Annotated in this window: 14 protein-coding genes; 8 read left to right on the plus strand and 6 right to left on the minus strand. The window is 64.5% G+C overall.

From position 1 onward, the window contains the following. Positions 1-57 precede the first annotated feature (57 nt). The 3 genes from LB553_RS13465 to LB553_RS13475 all read right to left on the minus strand — a co-directional run bounded on the left by LB553_RS13465 (position 58) and on the right by LB553_RS13475 (position 2,977). On the minus strand, positions 58-1,224 hold the full coding sequence (locus LB553_RS13465) for an ABC transporter substrate-binding protein (RefSeq protein WP_224513879.1): 1,167 nt from the start codon (positions 1,222-1,224) through the stop codon (positions 58-60). 80 nt (positions 1,225-1,304) lie between these two features. Continuing rightward, positions 1,305-2,153 carry an ABC transporter permease gene (locus LB553_RS13470; RefSeq protein WP_224513880.1) on the minus strand — a complete coding sequence of 283 codons (849 nt, stop codon included), beginning with the start codon at positions 2,151-2,153 and terminating at the stop codon, positions 1,305-1,307. Continuing rightward, on the minus strand, positions 2,150-2,977 hold the full coding sequence (locus LB553_RS13475; RefSeq protein ID WP_224513881.1) for an ABC transporter ATP-binding protein: 828 nt from the start codon (positions 2,975-2,977) through the stop codon (positions 2,150-2,152). The genes LB553_RS13470 and LB553_RS13475 overlap by 4 nt, the downstream gene beginning before the upstream one ends. Before the next feature lie 275 nt (positions 2,978-3,252). Between LB553_RS13475 and LB553_RS13480 the strand changes: the two genes are divergently transcribed. Continuing rightward, positions 3,253-4,200 (plus strand): MurR/RpiR family transcriptional regulator, encoded by a 948-nt coding sequence (locus LB553_RS13480; RefSeq protein ID WP_224513882.1) that lies wholly within the window; start codon positions 3,253-3,255, stop codon positions 4,198-4,200. Positions 4,201-4,401: 201 nt separating this feature from the next. Further along, complete coding sequence (locus LB553_RS13485) at positions 4,402-6,192, plus strand: NAD(P)/FAD-dependent oxidoreductase (protein ID WP_224513883.1); 1,791 nt, start codon at positions 4,402-4,404, stop codon at positions 6,190-6,192. A 165-nt stretch (positions 6,193-6,357) separates the two neighbouring features. Here LB553_RS13485 and LB553_RS13490 read toward each other — a convergent pair whose 3' ends face one another. Both LB553_RS13490 and LB553_RS13495 read right to left on the minus strand, forming a co-directional pair. Next, the gene (locus tag LB553_RS13490) at positions 6,358-7,584 is read right to left on the minus strand and encodes an amidohydrolase/deacetylase family metallohydrolase (protein ID WP_224513885.1); all 1,227 of its coding nucleotides are present in this window, start codon (positions 7,582-7,584) and stop codon (positions 6,358-6,360) included. Positions 7,585-7,700: 116 nt separating this feature from the next. After that, positions 7,701-8,066, minus strand: coding sequence for a RidA family protein (locus tag LB553_RS13495; RefSeq protein ID WP_224513888.1), 366 nt, complete (start codon positions 8,064-8,066; stop codon positions 7,701-7,703). A 189-nt stretch (positions 8,067-8,255) separates the two neighbouring features. Here LB553_RS13495 and LB553_RS13500 point away from each other — a divergent pair, with 189 nt between their 5' ends. Next, the gene (locus LB553_RS13500; RefSeq protein WP_224513890.1) at positions 8,256-8,741 is read left to right on the plus strand and encodes a hypothetical protein; all 486 of its coding nucleotides are present in this window, start codon (positions 8,256-8,258) and stop codon (positions 8,739-8,741) included. A 114-nt stretch (positions 8,742-8,855) separates the two neighbouring features. Here the strand turns inward: LB553_RS13500 and LB553_RS13505 are convergent, their stop codons facing one another. Continuing rightward, on the minus strand, positions 8,856-9,110 hold the full coding sequence (locus tag LB553_RS13505; RefSeq protein WP_224513891.1) for a hypothetical protein: 255 nt from the start codon (positions 9,108-9,110) through the stop codon (positions 8,856-8,858). Between the two features lie 276 nt (positions 9,111-9,386). On the opposite strand from LB553_RS13505, the gene LB553_RS13510 reads away from it, so the two are divergent. From LB553_RS13510 to LB553_RS13530, 5 genes are all read left to right on the plus strand, one after another. After that, the gene (locus LB553_RS13510; protein ID WP_224513892.1) at positions 9,387-10,880 is read left to right on the plus strand and encodes an ATP-binding protein; all 1,494 of its coding nucleotides are present in this window, start codon (positions 9,387-9,389) and stop codon (positions 10,878-10,880) included. Between the two features lie 187 nt (positions 10,881-11,067). Continuing rightward, positions 11,068-11,670 carry an ANTAR domain-containing response regulator gene (locus tag LB553_RS13515; RefSeq protein WP_224513893.1) on the plus strand — a complete coding sequence of 201 codons (603 nt, stop codon included), beginning with the start codon at positions 11,068-11,070 and terminating at the stop codon, positions 11,668-11,670. Further along, positions 11,667-12,893 carry a CmpA/NrtA family ABC transporter substrate-binding protein gene (locus LB553_RS13520; protein ID WP_224513894.1) on the plus strand — a complete coding sequence of 409 codons (1,227 nt, stop codon included), beginning with the start codon at positions 11,667-11,669 and terminating at the stop codon, positions 12,891-12,893. The genes LB553_RS13515 and LB553_RS13520 overlap by 4 nt, the downstream gene beginning before the upstream one ends. 322 nt (positions 12,894-13,215) lie before the next feature. Further along, the gene (locus LB553_RS13525; protein ID WP_224513895.1) at positions 13,216-13,392 is read left to right on the plus strand and encodes a twin-arginine translocation signal domain-containing protein; all 177 of its coding nucleotides are present in this window, start codon (positions 13,216-13,218) and stop codon (positions 13,390-13,392) included. A 64-nt stretch (positions 13,393-13,456) separates the two neighbouring features. Then, positions 13,457-14,758 carry an MFS transporter gene (locus tag LB553_RS13530; RefSeq protein ID WP_224513896.1) on the plus strand — a complete coding sequence of 434 codons (1,302 nt, stop codon included), beginning with the start codon at positions 13,457-13,459 and terminating at the stop codon, positions 14,756-14,758. The last annotated feature ends 3 nt before the right edge of the window (positions 14,759-14,761 follow it).

A 14,761-nucleotide genomic window follows, 5' to 3' on the forward strand; every position in this document is an offset into this window, starting at 1 on the left:
TGCTTGAACGTTAATTCGGGCGGCGCATCACGCCGCCCGTTGGTCGGTCGGTCTGCCCTATTTGACGGCGGAGTCGAACAGGTGCGCCTTGATCTTGTCGACATCGAGCGCAGCAAAGCCTTCCGACAGCTTCACGCCGTCGGCATCGGCCTTCACCTTGGCCTTGTCGAAGTCGTTGGCTGGCTTGATCAGGTCGTTGGTGCAGACGTCTTCCGCCTTCACCGGCGCGGTGATCTGGCCGATTTTGAGGATCTCGTCGAAGAAGCCCTGCCAGCTCGCCATGTCGTGCGAGCCCCAGCCGCCGCGCTTGTCCATGTCGCCGCGGAAGACGTTGATCTGCTGCAGGATCGAGGTGGTGCCGAGTTCCGGCCCAAGGTTCTTGGCCAAGGTCGGGAACTGCTCGAACACGGCTTCGACCGCGGCGCGCGGGTTCTGGTAACCGAATTCGAGGCCCATCGCCCAGCCGCGCAGATATTTCTCCAGGAAGGCCTTCTTGTCGGCGTCTTCGAGGTCGGCGGCGCGCACGACGAAGGTGTTGGCCGGCAGCTTCGAGTTCTGCACACCCAGCCAGTATTCGAAGTCGAGCCCCTTGGCGATCCATTCGGCGCGCAAGCCTTCCCATGACAGCGCCGCGTCGCCCTGGCCGCCGGCGAGCGCGGTGCCCCAGGTCGGCCAGCCGGCCTCGACATATTTCACCTTCTTGATGTCGACGCCTTGCGCGGCAAGCAGCGGATCGACGATCGACTGCCAGGCGGCGGAGCCGAGCAGGATGGTCTTGCCTTCGAGGTCCTTGAGGTTCTTGGTGCCCTGGCCCTTGCGGAAGGCGATGCTGAACGTGTCGCGCGCGCCCATATGGAAGACGGATTTCAGCTTCATGCCGTTCTGGATGGCGAAGGAGAAGACGCCGGGCGAAGGGAAGCCCATGTCGGCCTGGCCGACATCGACGAACTTCACCGTTGCGGTGCCGTCCGACGGGCCCGGCTGCATGTCGGTGTTGAGGTCGCCGAAATAGCCTGCCTTCTTCGCCGACCAGTAGGGATAGTCGTCCAGCACTTCCAGCGTGCCGCGCGGCGAGATCCAGGTGAATTTTTCATAGGCTGCCGCCCTGGCTCTAAGGCCCGATGCGCCGAGCGCGGTGGCGGTCACGACACCGGCCGCCGTCACCTGCAGGAAATAGCGGCGGCTGATGCCTGCTCTTGTGTCGAATGAGCTTTCATTGGTCATGGCATTCCCCTTTTGTTGATTGCCTTCTATCGATCGCTGCCTTGCCTTTGCCCGCCTCCCGGGCGTTCATTTGGTCGTCTTCATGTCTCCCAGCTCGCCCATTTCTTGCCGATCAGGAAGAACAGCGCGTAGATCAGGATGCCGAGCGTCGACAGGATCAGCACCACCGCGAAGAATTGCGGCATCTGGATCATCGAGGAATAGGAGGTAAGCCGGTTGCCGAGACCGAAGCCGCCGCCGACCATCTCGGCGCCGACGGCGGTGAGCAGGCCGAAGATCGCGCCGATCATCAGACCGACCAGAATCATCGGCAGCGCCATCGGCGCGCGGATCTTCCAGAAGATCTGGAGCGTGCTGGCGCCATAGGAGCGGGCTAAAGCGATCTTGGCGCTGTCGACGCGGCGGAAGCCGGTAGCAGCGTTGATCATTACCATCGGGCCGGCTGCCAAAGCCACCGCGATGATGCGCGGCGTGTAGCCGAAACCGAAGCGCAGGATGAGCAACGGTACCAGCGCCAGCATGGGCGTGGTGACGAGGATCAGGATATAGGGCGCGACGATCTTCTCGGCGAAGGGAAACTGGGTGATCACCGCCGCCATCACCAAGCCGACGACGGCGCCGATGGCGAAGCCCGAGACAAGCTCGACCAGCGTGTATCCGAGATGCGGCGCGATCAGCGGAAACTCGTCGAATAAGGCGTAAACGATCGAGCTCGGCGGCGGCATGATATATTGCGGCACATGGAAGATGCGCAGCGCCAGCTCGATGCCGCCGATGATCACCACCGCCACGGCAAGGATCGCCGCCACCTCGGCGCCGGATTTGATGCCGGGACCGCTGGCGAAGGCCGAAAGATTGGTCAGGCTGACGTCCTGCCCATCTCCCGATTTGGCCTTGGAGAATTCCGGAATGGCGTCGCCTCCACTCACGGCCTGATCCTCACGATCTCAGCCGATGGTCGTTCCGGCGTCTTTGGCCGCACGCGCTCGCCGACGATATCCATCTTGATCTTGTTGGTGAGGTCGAAGACCTCTTTTGTCGCCATGATCTCCAGCGAACGCGGCCGCGGAAACGGCACGTCGTAGATCTTGGCGACGCGGCCGGGCCGTGTCGTCAACACCACGACACGGTCCGACAGGAAGATCGCCTCCTCGATGCTGTGGGTGATGAAGACGATGGTGGTCTTGGTGTCGAGCCAGATCTCCTCGACGAGGCGGTTCATCTCTTCGCGAGTGAAGCTGTCGAGCGCGCCGAAGGGCTCGTCCATCAAAAGCACGGACGGCTTCAGCGCCAGCGCGCGCACGATCGCGGCGCGCTGCTGCATGCCGCCGGAAAGCTCGCGCGGGAACTTGCCGCCGAACCCGTCGAGGCCGACCCGGTTGAGCAGATGCGCGATCCATGCGCGATCCGGCTTCTCGCCCTTGATCTCGAAAGGGAAGTTGATGTTGGCGTCGAGATTGCGCCAGGGCAAAAGGTTCGCTTCCTGGAAAACGATGCCGATCTCGGGGCGCGGTCCGGTGATCTCCTTGCCGTCGAGCAGGATCGCGCCCGCGGTCAGCCGATGCAGGCCCGACATCGACCACAATAGCGTGGTCTTGCCGCAGCCGGAGGGACCGACGATCGAAACGATCTCGTTGGATTGAACATCCAGGCTGCAGCGATCCAGCGCCAGAAGATCGCCGGAGCCCATCTGGTAGACCTTCGTCGCTGCCTGTACGCCGAGCTTCGGCGTTTTTGCGCTTGCCGTACTCATGCTCCCCCTCGGAGACTGCGCGATGCGTTGCCGGAGGCCCATCTGTCCGCGAAAATCAGTCTGTAACTATCCTACTTTACTGTCAAGCGGCGACAGATGGCGGAAGCAATCAGGTTCAATCGGATCCTATGTAATCGTCTGATTTCTATCAGTTTTTTGATCGCTTGCGGTGCGTGTTACTTTCCTACATACTCGTCTCGGTTGATTGCCTATGGTCAGCAGGCGGATAATCGCGAGAATGATAGGGCCCGAAGCGGGCGGGGGAGGACTGGCCAATGACCGAAGCTGACAGCCAGGCGTTGCGAACGGCGGACGAGGACGGCGATCGGCACGACCATGTCAGGCGCATTCCCGATATCATCTCGCAGGTGAAGGACAGCTATGCGGAGCTGCGGCCGGCCGAGCGCCGCGTCGCCGATGTCGTGCTGGACGACGTCAAATATGCGGTCGACGCTTCCAACGCCGCGCTCGCCCAGCGCGCCGGGGTCAGCGAGCCGACGGTCACCCGCTTCTGCCGCGCCATCGGCTGCGAGGGCGTGCGCGATTTCAAGCTGAAGCTGGCGCAGAGCCTGGTCGTCGGCGCGCTCTATCTCGCCACCAAGCCGCAACCCGCGAACAGCGACAGCGGCATGCCGTTCTGGAACGCGGTGTTTGGCGAGGCACGGCGCGCGCTGCAGGAGGCGGAGCGGCAGATCGATCCGGGCCAGCTGCAGAAGGCGGCGGAACTGATCGCCAAGGCGCGGCAGGTGACGGTGTTCGGCCTCGGCGGCAGTTCGTCGGCGCTGGCCCAGGAAACGCAATACCGGCTGTTCCGCTACGGCATCACCATCAGCGCGCAATGCGATCCGTATCTGATGCGCATGACCGCCTCGACGCTGAAGCCCGGCGATCTGGTCATCGCGATCTCGGCAACGGGTCGCACGCGCGAGGTGATCGAAGCGGTGGAGCTCGCCAAGCATTACCGCGCCAACGCGATCTGCGTGACGGCGCCCGACACCGAGCTGACGCGGGTCTGCGACGTGCGGCTGACGATGGCGGTTCCCGAATACCCCGACACGCTGAAGCCGACAGCGTCGCGCTACGCTTTCCTGGCCGCCATCGACCTGCTGGCGGTGGCGACCGCTTACAGGATCGACGGCCCGGCGCGCGAGACGGTGCGCCGCATCAAGTACAACGCCCAGATCCATCGGACAGGCAAGGAGATGGAGCCATTGGGAGATTAGCAGAGTCCCTTCTCCCCCTGGGGGAGAAGGTGGATCGGCGCGCAGCGCCGAGACGGATGAGGGGTGTTCCAGCGGAGTGAGACGCTGGCTTTCCCTGGAGCACCCCTCATCCGTCGCCTTCGGCGACACCTTCTCCCACAAGGGGAGAAGGGGGAGGCGCCGCCGCCAAGGAATTCGAACTGAAGAAGGGAACGAAGAAGAATGCTCGACATCGCACCATCGCAACAGGCGGCAACCTGGCTCGGCTCATTCGGCCGGGCGCTGGAGGCCGGCGATATCGAGTCGGCGACCGGCCTTTTCGTCGAGGATTGCTACTGGCGTGATCTTTTGACCTTCACATGGAACATCAAGACCATGGAAGGACAGGCCGCCATCCGCGACATGCTGAAGGCCACGCTGCCATCGGCGCAGCCATCGCACTGGCGGATGTCTGGGGAGCCCAGTGTCGATGACGGCACAGTCGAAGCCTGGTTCACATTCGAGACGGCGGTGGCGCGCGGCGAGGGCATCATGCGGCTCAAAGACGGCCGCTGCCGCACGCTGTTCACGGCGATGAGCGAGCTCAAGGGGTTCGAGGAGCGGAAAGGCCCGGCGCGGCCGCTCGGCATCCGCCACAAGGCCGACCCGAAGCGCGAGACCTGGGCGGAAGCACGGGCGCGCGAGGCGCGCGATGTCGGCGTCCACGAGCAGCCCTACTGCTTGGTGATCGGCGGCGGTCAGGGCGGCATCATGCTCGGCGCCCGGCTGCGGCAGCTCGGCGTGCCGGCGCTCGTCATCGAGAAGAATGCGCGCGCCGGCGATTCCTGGCGCAACCGCTACCGCTCGCTCGTGCTGCACGATCCGGTCTGGTACGATCATCTGCCCTACATTCCGTTCCCGGAAAACTGGCCGGTCTTCACGCCCAAGGACAAGATGGGCGATTGGCTGGAGATGTATACCCGCGTCATGGAGCTGAACTATTGGGTCGCCACCAAATGCGTCAGCGCCGCCTATGATGAGGCCGAAAAAGTCTGGACCGTGGTGGTCGACCGCGTCGGCCAGCGTGTCACGCTGAAGCCGAAGCACATCGTCTTCGCTACCGGGGCTTATGGGCCGCCGCGGCAGATCGAGTTGCCGGGGGCCGATAACTTCAAGGGCGAGCTGCTGCATTCCAGCCAATATTCCACCGGCGAGAAATTCCGCGGCAAGCGCGTCGCGGTGATCGGCGCTGCAAGCTCAGGCCACGATGTCAGCGTCGATCTGTGGGAAGCGGGCGCGAAGGTCACCATGGTGCAGCGCTCGCCGACGACGGTTGTGAAATCCGATACGCTGATGGATGTCGGCTTCGAGATCTTCTCGGAGAAGGCGCTGGCGCGCGGCATCACCACCGACAAGGCCGACATGATCGTCGCCTCGACGCCCTTCGCGCTGGTCCCGAAGGGCCAGCGCGCACTCTACGATGTGATCCGGGCGCGCGACGCCGATTTCTACCGGCGTCTCAGCGACAGCGGCTTCGCCATCGACTTCGGCGAGGACGAGACAGGGCTGTTGATGAAGGCCTATCGGACAGGCTCGGGCTATTACATCGATGTCGGCGCCTGCGAGCTGATCCTGAACGGCGAGATCAAGGTCAAAAGCGGCGCCGGCATCAAGTCGCTGAGGCCGGACGGCATCCTGTTCGAAGACGGCAGCGAACTCGCCGTCGACGCAATCGTCTGCTGCACCGGCTACCAGTCGATGAACGAGACGGTTGCGGGAATCGTCTCGCGCGAGGTCGCCGACAAGGTCGGCCCGTGCTGGGGCCTCGGCTCCGGCGTGAAGGGCGATCCCGGTCCCTGGCAGGGCGAATTGCGCAATATGTGGAAGCCGACGGCGCAGGAAGCGCTGTGGTTCCACGGCGGCAATCTGGCGCTGTCGAGGTTCTACTCGAAGTTCGTTGCGCTGCAGCTCAAGGCGCGCATGGAGGGAATAGCGACGCCGGTGTATGGGGAGCCGAGCAACGCAAGGCGGTGAAACTGCAATCTCCCCCCTCGAGGGGGAGATGTCCGGCAGGACAGAGGGGGTCGTCTCACGTAGAACGCCGACTTCCTCTCTTGTCTGTCGCGGACGGCGTTGGCGCTTCACGCGCGGCGACCCCCTCTGTCGCCTTCGGCGACATCTCCCCCTCGAGGGGGGAGATCACCCCCGCCCGAAATGCCTCGCCGCCACATCCACATGCGTGTGATTCGCATGCGCTTCGAAGCGCTCCGTCTCGTTGTGGTCGGGCGCTTCGTTCGGCCACCATTTGCCGCCGATGACGATGCCGTTGGAGACCAGCCGCTGATCCGCGACCAATGACGCCCCGACGGCGTCGACGAAGGTGAAGCGGCCGGGTTGGAGCTTCAGCACCGCGACATCGCCGGTGCCGCCGACCTTCAGCGCGCCTAGTTCCGGTCTGGCGATCGCCTCCGCCGGCCGCTGCGTCGCTGCGCGCAGCACCTCGATCAGCGGCATGCCGAGCGCCATGAGCTTCGACATGCAAACCAGGATGTCGAAGGCCGGGCCGTCGACGCAGTAGAGATGCACGTCGCTGGAGATGACGTCGGGCGCCAGTCCTTCGGCGAGCATCGCCTTCGCCACCTCGAAGTCGAAGGAACCCATGCCGTGGCCGATGTCGAAGATGACGCCGCGCTCGCGCGCCAGCCGCATATCCGGCCGCACCGCGCCGGAGGCGAAGACCGGCGCATTGGGGAACGGCCGGAAGCAATGGGTGAGGACGTCGCCGCCCCGCAGCCTGGGCAGCACTTCCGAGCGGCCGGGCGGCGGCTCGTCGATATGCGCCATCAGCGGCAGGCCGGCCTTGTCGGCGGCTTCCAGCGCGAGGTCGACCGGCGCGATGCCGCTCCAGCCGCCGGCATGCTTGCCGGAGCGGACTTTGACGCCGACGACGACGTCGGCATGCTCGCGCACCGCCGCCACCGTTTCGCGCGGCTCGCAGAGCCTGAGATCGCTGCATTCGCCGACGGATACGGTGTTGGAAAAGCCGAAAATGCCGGCGAAGGAGATGTTGATGTAAGCTAGGATGCGAACCTTCGAATGCTCCATGACATGGCGGCGAAAACCCAAGAAATTGCCCGCGCCGGCGCTGCCGGCGTCGATGAAGGTGGTGGTGCCGCTCTTGGCGGCGAGCCGGTCGGCGTCGACACCGAGCGAGGTACCGCCCCAATAGACGTGGCTGTGCAGGTCGATGAGACCGGGCGCGACGATGCAGTCTCTGGCGTCGACCACCTGCGTGACATGCTCGGCGTCGATCGCGGCGTCGATCGCGGCGATGCGACCATCGGCGATGGCGACGTCGCGTTGCGCGTCCAGGCCCGATGCGGGATCGATGACGCGGCCGCCTTTGATCAGGAGATCGAACTGCATCGGTGCCCTCCCTTTGTTTGTTTCACGCAATTCCGGACGGAAGGCTACGGCGAAGTCGCCGAACCTAACCGCTAGACACTTTTCCTGGAATTGCTGCAAGCGATCCGACCGGGCGATCAGACCGGCCGGTAAGCGACGGCCTCGACCTCGATCTTGATGTCGATCATCAGGCGTGACTCGACCGTCGTTCGCGCCGGCGGATCCTTCGAGAAATGCTTTGCGTAGACGGTGTTGAATGTGCCGAAATCGCGCGCGTCCTCCAGCCACACTGTGGTCTTCACCACATCGTCCATGGTGCAGCCGGCGAGCGCCAGCGCCGCCTTGACGTTCTGCAGCACCTGCTCGGTCTGCTCGGCGATACCGCCCTTCACCACCAGCCCGTCGCTGCCCACCGGCACCTGGCCGGAGACATAGACGAAATCGCCGGCGCGCACGGCCGGCGAGAGTGGGACATGCGATTTTCCAAAACACTGCTTGGGCAACTGAGCCTCCTTTTTGCGATTGAGCGGGACTGCTATAGAGCCGTCTACGCTGGTCGGCATGATCCTCATAGAGCCGATGTCGGAAAGCAACATCTTTTCGAAATCCATGTTGCTTTATTACAGAAGCCTGAGCATGTTGCGCTCGACGCCGTTTCCGGTCGGTTGCGGCATTGTGAGGGGAGATCCAGCATGACCTTCGACAAGAATCCGTTTCCCGAGGGCGATGCCGACCGCCACGCGCTTTGGGAAATGCTGGTGCGGCGCGACATCGATGCCTTCCTTGGACAGGACTGGTCGATGGTCGAGGACGATTTCATCGCCGAAAGTTTCTTCGGCATGCATGCGCATTTCCTCAGCAACGCCGACGCCTGGCGACTTCAATTCCCAAGGCTCGAAGTCTATCGCGACGAATGGCTGCGGCAGGCCAAGGAAACCGCGGCGACGAAATTCGCCGAGCCGTTGCGCGAAGCGCTGTTTCGCGTCACCAACATGCGCGACATCGACGTGGACGGCGACCGCGCGGTGCTGCACAAGAAGTTCGACGGCTCGGTCGCCAAGGCGGATGGCGGCGTCGATCGGCTGAAGTGGCAAACGCTCTACTTCTGCCGTAAGGTCGGCGGCCGCTGGAAGATCGCGGGCTTCGTCGGCTACATGCCGCATCCGCTGGGAAGCTAGGAGAGGTTATCGGACGCCGCCTGTGTTGGCAAAATCGACCATTGTGAGCGTAGCCGAAACGCCCGTTTAGTTCGTCATTGACGATGTCAGCGAGCTTTCAGCCGACGGGGCTCGCTAGGACAGCCGTGGTAACCGCTCATCGGGCGAGCGGTGGTCGAAGACCACGCCCATGGTCTTACCAACGGCGGCCATCACGATCAGCTCGACCAGATGGTCGTCGCTGTCCACGCAGGCGGGGTCGGCGTGGCGTATGGCATCGAGCATGGCGCGTGTGGACACGGTGTCGCCGGCGCGAAAGTTCGAAAGAGCAGACGAAACAAGGTCTTGCACCGTCAGGTCCGGGACCGGCACTTCCGCAGCGATGTTCATTGGCCTCCTCCTGCCATGAACCCTCTCTGAAAGGATGATACGCCAATGGTTGGATTGCGCCAGCAAAATGGTGGTCCGACCAGTGCGATTGCCGACAGCCTGCCGCCAGTTCGGCCCTTAGGGACGGGGTGCGCCCGTAGGGACGGGCTCCGCCCTTAGGGACGGGCTGACCCGCCCTTAGATGTGGACATCGGTTGGCCGACGGCCGGCAAGCTCGACGCACCGCGCTCAGGTTGATAAGCCCGTCGCGCGCAGGGAGACGATCCGAGTCGAAATATGACCGTTGCAATCGAGATGGGGCAGACGACGGCAGGCGCGCCGGCGGCCCTCGACCTTGAGGAATTGCTGGCTACCCGCCTGCTGGTGCAGGGCAATTCGGGCTCCGGCAAGTCGCATCTGCTGCGCCGGCTGCTCGAACAGAGCGCGCCTTGGGTTCAGCAGACCATCATCGACCCCGAAGGCGACTTCGTGTCGCTTGGCGAACGCTTTGGACATCTGGTGATCGACGCCGAGGAGCATACCGAGCGCGGCCTGCAGGCGGCCGGCGAGCGGGCGCGCATCCATCGCGTCTCGACAGTCCTCAACCTCGAAGGGCTCGACGCCGAAAACCAGATGCGGCGCGCCGCGGCCTTCCTCGGCGGGCTGTTCGAGGTCGCGCGCGACCATTGGTACCCGATGCTGGTGGTGGTCGACGAGGCGCAGCTCTTCGCGCCCGCCGCCGCCGGCGAGGTTTCGGACGAGGCGCGCAAGCTTTCGCTGGGGGCCATGACCAATTTGATGTGCCGCGGCCGCAAGCGCGGGCTTGCCGGCATCATCGCCACGCAGCGGCTGGCGAAGCTTGCCAAGAACGTCGCGGCGGAAGCGTCCAACTTCCTGATGGGCCGCACCTTCCTCGACATCGACATGGCGCGCGCGGCCGACCTGCTCGGCATGGAGCGGCGCCAGGCCGAAGCTTTCCGCGACTTGGAGCGCGGGCATTTCATGGCGCTCGGCCCGGCGCTGTCCCGCCGCCCGCTCGGCCTGCGCATCGGCCAGACCGAAACCAGCCCGCGCAACGGCACGCCGCGGCTGATGCCGATGCCGGGAGCCGCGCTCGAAGATGCGCGCGCGATCATTCTTGCCGCGCCGCCGCCGGAGACGGTACGGCCGCAACGCCGGCCTTCGCCCGACCTGCTCGACCAGCTGATGGCGGCCAAGGCCGCGCCGCTGGACATCCGCCCCGAGCCGATGGAGCCGCAGCCAAGCGCCGAGGACCTGGCGGAGCGGCGCGAACGGATGGATCGCATTCTGCGCGCCATCCTGGCCGAGCCCGATGCGGGTTTTCGGGTCATTGGCGTGCTCTACCAGGAATTCGTGGTCCGCTGCCGCATCGAGGGCCTCGCTTCGGTCGTGCCCGACCTATCGGAATTCCGCCGCATGCTGACGCGCGCCCGCGCGGGCGTCGGCTCCGACATGGCCGAGGACGATGCATGGCGGGACGTCTCGGTGCGCGCATCGCTGTTGCCCGAGGACATGCAAGGCGTGTTCATGATGATCGCCCGCGCCGCTAAGGAGGGCTGGCCTTGTCCCAGCGATGCCGCGATTGCCCGCGCCTATGGCTCGCATTCTCTGCGCCGTGCGCGCCGGCTGCTCGACTATATCGAGGAGCAGGGGCTCATCGTCTGCCAGGTCGACGGCGTCGGCCGGCGAACGGTGACGCTTGTCGAGCTCGCCTGGGCGACGGCGCCGGGCGATCCGAATGCTGCGGAGCAGGACAGGCTGGGGGCGTGATCACGGCTGCAGTTCGATTGTGCGATATCGCGAAGCGGCGCACGATGGGACACCTATAGTGTCCCGGCCCATAGCGGCAACGCAGGGTTGGGCGCGGTAGCGTCGCAGCCCCGCCCTGAGAGCGGCCGGAAACCATCCCTGTGGATTACCGCATTGCACAATCTCCATCCGGCTGCACAATAGACGCATGTCCGCCGGTTCGTTGACCATCCTTGTTATCGACGAGAACCGCATCCGCGCCTCGATCATCGAGGCCGGATTGCGGGACGCCGGCCATCGCGAAGTCACGGTGGTCCATGACGTGGCCGGCATCGCCAAGCGCATCGCCGAGATCGAGCCGGACGTCATTGTCATCGATCTCGAAAATCCCAACCGCGATATGCTGGAGAACATGTTCCAGCTGTCGCGCGCGGTAAAACGTCCAATCGCCATGTTCGTCGATCGCTCCGACCAGGCCTCGATCGAGGCGGCCGTGGATGCCGGCGTGTCTGCCTATGTGGTCGACGGGCTGAAGAAGGAACGCATCAAGCCGATCCTCGACATGGCGATCAGCCGCTTCAACGCCTTCTCGCGCATGGCGCGCGAATTGGAGGAGGCGCGCAGCGAGCTCGAGAACCGCAAGGTCATCGACCGGGCCAAGGGCATATTGATGAGGTCGCGCGGCCTGAACGAAGAGGCGGCCTACGTGCTGCTGCGCAAGACCGCCATGAACCAGAACCGCAAGATCGCCGATATCGCCCAGAGCCTGGTGACGGCGGCGGGATTGCTGGGGCCGCAGGAGGGCGAATGAGCATGGCGCACGAAATCACCGCCGGCTTCATGCCGCTCTTCGACAGCGCCGTCATGGTCGCGGCCGGTGAGATGGGCTTTGCCGCGCGTGAGGGCATCGATCTGAAGCTGCAGCGCGAGACCTCCTGGGCCAATATCCGCGACCGCATCGCCATCGGCCACTTCGATGTCGCCCATATGCTTGGGCCGATGCCGCTCGCCTGCAGCCTCGGCCTCACGCCGCTCGCTTCCGAAACCATTGTGCCCTTCTCGCTCGGCCTCGGCGGCAATTGCGTCACCGTCTCCAACGCCGTATGGGAGGGCATGGCGGCGCATGGCGCGTCGCCTGATCTCGACCCGGCGCGTGCCGGGCAGGCGCTCGGCGCTTTGATCCACGAGCGAGCGAGCGCTGGCCGCGAGCCGCTGCGCTTCGCCGTCGTGCATCCGCATTCCGGGCACAATTACGAGCTGCGCTATTGGCTCGCCGCCTGCGGCATCGATCCCGACCGTGACATCGAGATCGTCATTGTGCCGCCGCCCTTCATGGCCGATGCATTGGCGGCCGGCCGCATCGACGGCTATTGCGTAGGCGAGCCTTGGAACAGCGCGGCCGTCGCGGCAGGCATCGGCCGCATCGTCACGGTCAAGGCGCTGCTTTGGCGCAACAGTCCGGAAAAGGTGATCGGCGTGCGCAAAGTCTGGGCGGAAGAAAACCCGGACGCGCTGGCAGCACTGCTGAGGGCACTGCATCACTCCGCACGCTGGTGCCAGGATCCGGCAAACCGCGGCGACCTTGCGGCGCTGATGGCGAGGCCTGAGTTTCTCGGCCAGCCGGAGGCGATCCAGATGCCGGCACTCACCGGACGCCTTCAACTCGGTGGAGGCGTGGAACGGAACGTCGAGGATTTCTTCCTGCCCTTCGACAAGGCGGCGAATTTTCCCTGGAAGAGCCATGCGCTGTGGTTCTACACGCAGATGGTGCGCTGGGGTCAGTTGCCGCATACGCCGCAAAACCTCGCCATCGCGCGCGATTGTTACCGGCCCGACCTCTATCGCTCGGCGCTGAAGCCGCTCGGCGTGGCGCTGCCCGGCGCCAATGCCAAAGTCGAAGGGGCCTTGAAGGCGGCGACGCCGGTCGGCTCGGCCGGCGCGAGTCTTGTCCTTGGCCCGGACGGATTTTTCGACGGCCAGATCTTCGATCCGGACCGGATTGACGCCTACGTCGCCGGCCAGAAACGCGCCTGATCATTTGCGCGCCAATCTTGTGCATTGCACAAAATTTATGCTGCATGTTTATGCCATTGATCAATGTTTGACCGCGCCGCCGCTCGGCCCGGCCGAAGGCCAAAGCTCCCACTGCGTTGATTTTCCTTGAAATTCAGCTTCCGAGCGAAACTGGCACGCTTCGTGCTTTGAAATAATCGAGCCCGTTCGCGGGCAATGGAACAGGCGTCCAATGGCGGGCGCCACAGGCAAAGCTGCCGCTCAGGTCAATACGACGCGATCCCGGATATACGGACGCGCGAGGCCTGGACGGCGGCTTTTTCGTTTTGGACCGGAGACGACGATGACCAAACGGATCGCAACGACATTGCTCAAGGATTTCACCCGTCGCGATTTCCTGGCGAGCAGCGCGCTGACCGCGGCTCTCTTCACTGCCGCGCTCCTGCTCTTTCCCGCCAATCACGAAACCGAAGGCAAAAGCCCGCAGGTGACCGCGCAAGTCCCGGTCTCGCGGCGCTGACCGATGCCGCGCCTCTGATCAAGACAACACGCGGTGCCTCCCACGCCGCAAACCGGAGCCGACCATGACCGCAAACCTCCCAGCCGCGCCCAGCCAGGATAATGCTCCCAGGCAGGCGCTCGTGATGTCCACCATCGCCTTCACCGTCTGCTTCGCGGTGTGGACGATCTTTTCCATCATCGGCGTGCGCATCAAGCAGGAGCTAGGGCTGAACGAGACCGAGTTCGGCCTGCTCGTCGGCACGCCAATCCTCACCGGCTCACTCGTGCGCATGGTGCTTGGCGTCTGGACAGACCGCTATGGGGGACGCCTGGTCTACACCATGACGATGCTCGCGGCGGCGGTCGCGACCTTCCTGCTCGCTTTCGCACATACCTATGAGCAGATGCTGCTGGCCGCACTTGGTGTCGGGCTCGCGGGCGGCTCTTTCGCTGTGGGTGTTGCCTATGTCTCGCGCTTCTTCCCGGCCGGAAAGCAGGGCACGGCACTCGGCATCTTCGGTGTCGGCAATGTCGGCGCCGCCGTCACCAAGTTCCTGGCGCCACTCGTGCTGCTCGCCCGGGGCTGGCAGTCGGTGGCGCTGGTCTGGGCGGCGGCGCTCGTCGTCATGGCGATCATCTTCTGGTTCACCACTGGCGACGATCCGGTCATCCGCGAGCGCCGCGCCGGCAAGGCGATGCCCGTAAGAGGCTTCTGGCAGGAATTCGCCCCGTTGAAGAACCTGCAGGTCTGGCGCTTCGCCTTCTACTATTTCTTCTCCTTCGGGGCGTTCGTCGCGCTGTCGCTCTGGCTGCCGCGCTATCTCATCGGCGTCTATGGCTTCGGCATCGCCACCGCCGGCATGATCGGTGCCGCCTATTCGATCCCCGCCAGCATCTTCCGCGCCTATGGCGGCGTGCTTTCCGACCGCATCGGCGCCCGCACCGTGCTCTACTGGACCTTCAGCGTTTGTGCCGTCGCGACACTCACTCTGTCTCTCCCCTCGGCAGACTATGTCGTGCGCGGCATCAGCGGGCCGATCCCGTTCCATGTCGAGATCGGCCCGCTCGCATTCATCGCCGTCGCTTGCGTGCTCGGCTTCTTCATGAGCCTCGGCAAGGCCGCCGTCTACAAGCACATCCCCGTCTATTATCCGCAGAGCGTCGGCGCGGTCGGCGGCGTCGTCGGCATGATCGGCGGCCTCGGCGGCTTCATTCTGCCGATCGCCTTCGGCGTGCTGAACGATCTCACCGGGGTCTGGTCGAGCTGCTTCATGCTGCTCTTCCTCATCGTCGTCTCCTGCCTGATCTGGATGCACGTCACCGTCCGCTGGATGGAGCGCGCGGCCGAGGTCAAGAGCCCGTCCCTATCCTACGCCGCCGAATAGATC

Origin of the sequence: Mesorhizobium sp. CA8 (genome assembly GCF_020164955.1) — a bacterium.
In the GTDB taxonomy this organism is placed as follows: domain Bacteria; phylum Pseudomonadota; class Alphaproteobacteria; order Rhizobiales; family Rhizobiaceae; genus Mesorhizobium.